This is a genomic window from Streptomyces sp. NPDC054847 (assembly GCF_053610925.1).
On the sequence record NZ_JBSGZJ010000408.1, the window covers coordinates 1 to 6,362 of the forward strand.

The 6,362-nt window shown below is 74.1% G+C and carries 4 protein-coding genes; 2 read left to right on the plus strand and 2 right to left on the minus strand.

The features are described 5' to 3' along the window. Window positions 1-225: 225 nt before the first annotated feature. Window positions 226-1,881, minus strand: coding sequence for a DNA repair helicase XPB (locus tag ACWGH4_RS28620; protein WP_453466020.1), 1,656 nt, complete (start codon window positions 1,879-1,881; stop codon window positions 226-228). A gap of 107 nt (window positions 1,882-1,988) precedes the next feature. On the opposite strand from ACWGH4_RS28620, the gene ACWGH4_RS28625 reads away from it, so the two are divergent. Continuing rightward, complete coding sequence (locus tag ACWGH4_RS28625; protein ID WP_453466022.1) at window positions 1,989-2,552, plus strand: VanZ family protein; 564 nt, start codon at window positions 1,989-1,991, stop codon at window positions 2,550-2,552. Here the strand turns inward: ACWGH4_RS28625 and ACWGH4_RS28630 are convergent. Beyond that, window positions 2,518-4,986: a helicase-associated domain-containing protein gene (locus tag ACWGH4_RS28630; RefSeq protein WP_453466024.1), complete on the minus strand. Its 2,469-nt coding sequence runs from the start codon at window positions 4,984-4,986 to the stop codon at window positions 2,518-2,520. The genes ACWGH4_RS28625 and ACWGH4_RS28630 overlap by 35 nt on opposite strands. 140 nt (window positions 4,987-5,126) lie before the next feature. On the opposite strand from ACWGH4_RS28630, the gene ACWGH4_RS28635 reads away from it, so the two are divergent. After that, window positions 5,127-6,158, plus strand: coding sequence for a hypothetical protein (locus ACWGH4_RS28635; RefSeq protein WP_453466026.1), 1,032 nt, complete (start codon window positions 5,127-5,129; stop codon window positions 6,156-6,158). Window positions 6,159-6,362 lie beyond the last annotated feature (204 nt).

The window sequence follows — 6,362 nt, forward strand, 5'->3', positions numbered from 1 at the left end:
GCGTGGGGGTCTGTGCCCGGGGCCGTGGCGCGGGGCCGTTCCCCTGCTCCTTCCCGAAACCGGGGCATGCCCCGGGCCCCGTACCGCCCTGCGGGCGGCGTACCGCGCTTCGCGCGGTGCCCTCAAACTCCCCCTACGGCCTGGCGGCCGCGGGAGGTGCCCCAGGCGGGCTGGATTTCGCCGGGCCAGGGTGGGGACCACACCTGCCGCAGCGGGAGCGGGGCGTCAGCGCACGGGGTCCTCGCCCGCCAGCAGATCGTCCGCGTCCATGATCCGGTACGCGTAGCCCTGCTCGGCCAGGAACCGCTGGCGGTGCGCCGCGAAGTCCTGGTCGATCGTGTCCCTCGCGACCACCGAGTAGAAGTGCGCCTTGTGGCCGTCCGCCTTCGGCCGCAGCACCCGGCCGAGGCGCTGTGCCTCCTCCTGGCGGGAGCCGAACGTCCCGGACACCTGGATCGCGATCGTCGCCTCGGGCAGGTCGATCGAGAAGTTCGCGACCTTGGACACCACCAGCACGCTGATCTCGCCGTTGCGGAACGCGTCGAAGAGCTTCTCGCGCTGGCTGTTCGGCGTCTCGCCCTTGATGACCGGTGCGTCCAGGTGCTCGCCGAGCTCGTCGAGCTGGTCGATGTACTGGCCGATGACGAGGGTCTGCTGACCCGCGTGCTTGTGCACCAGCTGCTCGGTCACCCTGCGCTTGGTCGCGGTCGTCGCGCAGAAGCGGTACTTCTCCTCCTGCTCGGCCGTCGCGTACGCCAGCCGCTCGGAGTCGGTCAGGTTGACCCGTACCTCCACGCAGTCCGCCGGTGCGATGTAGCCCTGCGCCTCGATCTCCTTCCACGGCGCGTCGAAACGCTTCGGGCCGATGAGGGAGAAGACGTCCGACTCCCGGCCGTCCTCGCGCACCAGCGTGGCCGTGAGGCCCAGCCGGCGGCGGGCCTGGAGGTCGGCGGTGAACTTGAAGACCGGCGCGGGCAGCAGATGCACCTCGTCGTAGAGGATCAGGCCCCAGTCGCGGGAGTCGAAGAGCTCCAGGTGGGGGTAGATGCCCTTCCGCTTGGTCGTCAGCACCTGGTAGGTGGCGATCGTGACCGGGCGGATCTCCTTCTTCGTCCCGCTGTACTCGCCGATCTCGTCCTCGGTCAGCGAGGTGCGCTTCACCAGCTCGTGCTTCCACTGGCGGGCCGAGACGGTGTTGGTGACCAGGATCAGGGTGGTGGCCTTCGCCTGGGCCATCGCACCCGCGCCTACGAGGGTCTTGCCCGCGCCGCAGGGGAGGACGACCACGCCGGAGCCGCCGTGCCAGAAGCCTTCGACCGCCTGCTTCTGGTACGGGCGGAGCGCCCAGCCCGACTCGTCGAGCTCGATGGCGTGCGCCTCGCCGTCGACGTAGCCCGCGAGGTCCTCGGCCGGCCAGCCGAGCTTCAGCAGCGTCTGCTTGATCTGGCCGCGCTCCGAGGGGTGCACGGCGACCGTGTCCGGGTCGATGCGGGTGCCGACCAGCGGCTGGACCTTCTTCGACCGCAGGATCTCCTCGAGCACCGGCCGGTCGGTGGAGGTGAGGACGAGCCCGTGGGTGGGGTGCTTGGACAGGGTGAGCCGGCCGTAGCGGGCCATGGTCTCCGCCACGTCGACGAGGAGGGCGTGCGGCACCGGGTAGCGGGAGAACTCGACCAGCGCGTCGACGACCTGCTCGGCATCGTGGCCGGCGGCCCTGGCGTTCCACAGGCCGAGCGGCGTGACCCGGTAGGTGTGGATGTGCTCCGGCGCGCGCTCCAGTTCGGCGAAGGGCGCGATGGCGCGACGACAGGCGTCCGCCTGCTCGTGGTCCACCTCGAGCAGGAGCGTCTTGTCGCTCTGGACGATCAGCGGTCCGTTCAACGCCACACCCTTTCGGTCGGGCCGGTCCGTCCGTCCCGGACACGGCCAAACATCCAGTGTCCCGCATCGCGGGCCTGTCCGGGCGGCGCGCGGGTAGCCGGGTTGTCATGACCACAGATGAACGGCCCCGCGAGTGGGGCAGAACCCTCCTCCGTGCAGGTCTGATCGTCTGCGCCTTCGCCGCCCTGGTGCTGTTCTCCGCCGTCCTGGCCCGGCTGACGCTCACGCCGTCGCACGCCTCCGAGGGCGTGGCGACGGCGAACCTGCGCCCCGGAGCGTCCCTGCGGCAGTACGCCGAGGAGTACACGTTCCTGGCGGCCGCCAAGCAGGCCGGCGGCAATGTGCTGCTCGGCGTGCCCTTCGGCGTGCTGCTGCCGGTGCTGGTGCCCCGGTCGATGCGGCTGCTGCGGGTGATCGTGCTGACGGTCGTGGTGATGGCCCTGGTGGAGCTGGCGCAGGGCGCGATCGTCACCGGCCGGGCCTTCGACGTGGACGATGTGATCCTCAACACCACGGGCGCGCTGATCGGTTACGTCCTGCTGGGGCGCAGGCTGGGCCGCGCGTGGCGACGGCGGCGCGGCGAGGCGGAACCGGACGAGCCCGCGACCGGACGCTCCGGCCTTCTCGGCGGGCGGCTCAAACGTCGTCGGCCAGTTCCGCCACGCCCGTGATGCGGTGCAGCGGATACGTCCTCACCTCGTCCGCGGTGTGGTCGAACGCCGTCACGAAGCCGCCCTCCACGCGGACCGGCGCGATGACCCGCTGGCTGGCGGCGCCCTCCGCGTTGACGTAGCCGATCCACACCGCGGATCCGGTGAGCGCGGCGGCCTGGACGGTCGCCAGGGTCTCCGCCGACGAGGTGCGGGGCAGTTCACCCGCCTGCGGCCGGTCGTCGTCGGCGGCGGGCTTCCGTACGACGCCGGCCGCCATGTCGCCCGCCCTGATCGCCTTCACGGCCGCGCCGAGCAGCGTGCCGTCCGGTACCGGCGGCCCTTCCGGTACGGGGGCGGGCGGGGTGCGCGGCGGGGTGCGGCGGGCATGGGCGCGGGTGATCACCACGTCGCCCTCTGTGGACTCGGCGGCCGGTGCGTACCCCATCGCCCGCAGGCCCTCGAGCAGCGTTCCCGGATCGCTCTGGGCGGCGAGCACGGTCGGCCCCAGGCGGCGCAGCCCGAGACCCTGCGACCGCTTGTCGGCGAGGATCTCGCCGAGGAGGGCGTCGTCGTCGCAGCGCACATAGGCGGAGGCGGCGCCGATGCGCAGATGGCCGTGGCGGCGGGCGACGTCGTCGACGAGGTAGCTGAGCGGCTGCGGCACGGGCGTCCGGGAGTGCGCGGCCAGGAAGGCGTGCACGTCGGAGGCGGCCATGCCGGCGTCGAGTGCCCGTCGCACCGAGCCGGGTGTGAAGCGGTAGACGGTGGCGCCGCCCTTGGACTCGATCTCGGCGAGGACGGCGAGCGTCTCCGCGAGGGGACGGTCGAGGGGCCCCGGCGCGACCGCCGTGAGGTCGGCCTGGAGCAGGACGTGGTCGAGCGGCTCCGGCAGGAGCGGCGCGAGCGAGGTGACGGCGCGGGCGCGCCGGCCGGCGAGCGTGCCGTCGGCTCCGGTCCCCTCCCCGCCGAGGAGGGCGCGGCCGTGCGCGGACAGCGCGCCCCTGCCCGTCACGCCGAGCAGTTCCGCCTCCGACAGGGTCCATGCCGCGACCCGTGCCCGCAGGTCCTTCGTGGAGCCCGCCGCCTCGGTGCGCAGCGGCCGCTCCCAGCGCAGCCGGGACAGCAGCGACTCGGTGGCGGGGGCGGTGCCGTGCGGAAGCTCCGCCGCCAGTTCCAGGACGCGCCGGCGCACCTCCACGGCGGCCGAGCGGTCCAGGTCCGGGCCGAGGACGGAGAGCGTGCGGCCCTTGGCGTCCTGGCTGCCGACGAGACCCGGCGTACGCGTCGCCGTCAACCAGGCGACGGCCAGTTCACCCCACCGCTCCGCCGTCGGGCGTTCGAGCCACTCGTCGTACGCCGGTGTCGGCGCGTACCGCTCGTCCGCCTCGCCGTCGGTGGCCAGCAGCCCCGCCGCGTAGGCCAGTTCGATCCAGAACGCGGCGAGCTGCTCGCTGGTGTCCAGCGCCGCGGCCGCCCGCTTGAGGTCCCGCACGGCCAGACCTCCGGCGCGCAGCACCGGCGGGCCGCCCTCGTGCCAGTCCTTCAGCAGGTCCTCGACCGTGGTCAGCGCCGTGTACGCCTGCCCGGCCGCCGCGCTGTCCACAGCCTGTGGACCGTATTCCGCAGCGGGCGTGACGGCCGGCGGAACGGGCTCCGGCACCCGGTGCGCACGACCCGCCCGCAGATGCAGCGCCACCTCCCGCGGCAGCACTACGGTGCGCGCTGACGCCGGCAACAGCAGACCGCGGTCCCTCAACCAGCGCACGGGCGGCGTCGGATCGGCCGTCACCTCCCCGTACGGAGGCCCCCACACCAGCCGGTCCAGGACTCCGAGCGCGTCGGAAGGGGCCGTGTCCAGCAGCGTCGCCATCCGCGTCCGGTCCGTGAACAGGGCGGTCAGCGACGCCACCGCCGACACCGGGTCGTGCGTCGTCGGCAGGCCCGCCGCCGCCACGATCTCCTGGAGCCGGCCGGGCGACATCCCGGCGGTCGCCTCCGTCACCGAGGGACCGAGCCCGGTCGGCGAGGGACGGGTCGGCGACGGCGCGAGCAGCTCACGTGCCGTGCGCACCAGCCGAAGCCGGTCGTCGCCGCCCCACACCAGGGCCTGTCGGCGCAGCGCCTCCAGAGCGTCGGGGAGGGCCGCTTCGACGTCCGCGTCGCCGTCGTCGCCCGCCATCAGCGCGAGCAGGGTCCCGTACGGCGCCGGGTCCGGCGCCACCGCCAGCGCCTCCGCGGTCTGCAGGGCGAACCGGTCCAGCCGCTCCAGCGCCCGGACGACCGAAGCGCGGGTACCGGCCCGGGTGGCGAGCTGGGTGACATCGTTCGGCACCGGGCTCAGCAGATCGGGGCGGGCGCGCAGCAGCGCGGCCAGCTCCTCGTCGTCGCGGGCGCGCAGCGCCTCCGCGAGCGTGCGCGGGCTGCCGCCGCGTTCTTCGGGCATGGTCCCCATCCGCCCCACGTTAGCCCCTGGAGCGCTACCGTCGGGGACGGGACGGCCCGGGAAGGCGGGCCGGCTCTTGGCGTCCGCCGGCCTGCGCACGGGAACACCGGGGAACGCCGGGCACACCGGGAACGTCAGGGGAACCGTCGGTGGGGATCGAGAGCGACCAGCTGGTCTACGACTATCTGAGCCGTGTCGGTGACCTGGCCCAGCAGGCCCAGCTTCCGTCCGGCGAACGCATGCGGCTCGTGACGACGCTGCGGACCGAGATCGAGAAGCAGCGGACGAAGTTCGGCGGGGACAGCCCGGCAGGCGTACGCCGCATCCTCGGGCGGCTCGGAACGCCGGACGAAGTGGTGGCGTCGGCGACGTCGGCCCCTGCGGCGTCGGCTCCCGCGACCTCGGCCACCGCACGGGACGCCGACGGGACGCAGCCGGCGCCGCGTCAGGCGGCCCCGGCGGAGGGGGACATGGCGCGTCCGCGGGGACGGCGTCGCGTGCCGCGGCCGCGTACGGGGGACGCGCCCGCGCCAACGCCGTTGCCGCGTGAGGCCGCTTCGCCGCCGCACCTCGCCGGCATGGACGAACTGGGCCCCTCCGGCTCCGAACCGGACTGGTGGCGTATCGATCCGGCGCCGTTCGGCGCGGACGATGCCGTGGCCGGGTTCGTCGGCGGTGTGGAGATCCCCGAGATACTGAAGCCACCGCCGTCGGAGGACGAGAACGAGGCCGAGGACGGTGACCCCGAGGGCGAGGACGCCGGTGCCGAAGCGGGCGGACGCCGCCGTTCGCTCAGGCGGCTGCTGCGCCGCCGCGCCGCCGACACCTCCGCCGGGCCCCGGCCCGGGCTCGGCAGCCCGATGCTGCTGCTCGCCGCGGCGCTGCTCGTCGCCGGCGCGATCCTCGGCTCGCTCGTCGCGCTCGGCCTCGGCTGGCTCCTCGCGTACGGCTCTCGCCGGCTGTCCCGCACGGAGATCAAGTTCGCCGTGCTGGGTCTGCCGGGCGCGGCTGTGGCGGGCGGTGCGCTGTGGCTGTGGGGCCGCATCAACGGCCACTGGGGCGAGGAGATTCCCGAGAACGGGATGCGGGAGGCGCTGACGGGGACGTGGCCGTGGGTGGTGAGGGGGGCGGCGGTGGCCTCGGCGGTGTTCTTGGTGTGGCGGTCGAGGCGGCTGCGGTGACGCCTGCGGCGTGCCTTTTCCCCTACCCTCCCCCTTCGGCCTGGCGGCCGTGGGGGGACCCCCACTTCCCGAAACCGGGCTCCGCCCGGACCCGGCACCGCGCTCCGCGCGGTGTTTCGGGGGCTCTGCCTCCGCACCCCCGCGCCTCAAACGCCGGCGGTGCTGGAGTTGCCCGTAACGCCGGAGCCGCCGGCAGGGCTGGAT

Bases quoted from the DNA above. Each gene is read 5' to 3' on its own strand.
- ACWGH4_RS28625 (WP_453466022.1), top strand. From the start codon at position 1,989: ATGACCACAGATGAACGGCCCCGCGAGTGGGGCAGAACCCTCCTCCGT.
- ACWGH4_RS28630 (WP_453466024.1), bottom strand. From the start codon at position 4,986: ATGGGGACCATGCCCGAAGAACGCGGCGGCAGCCCGCGCACGCTCGCG.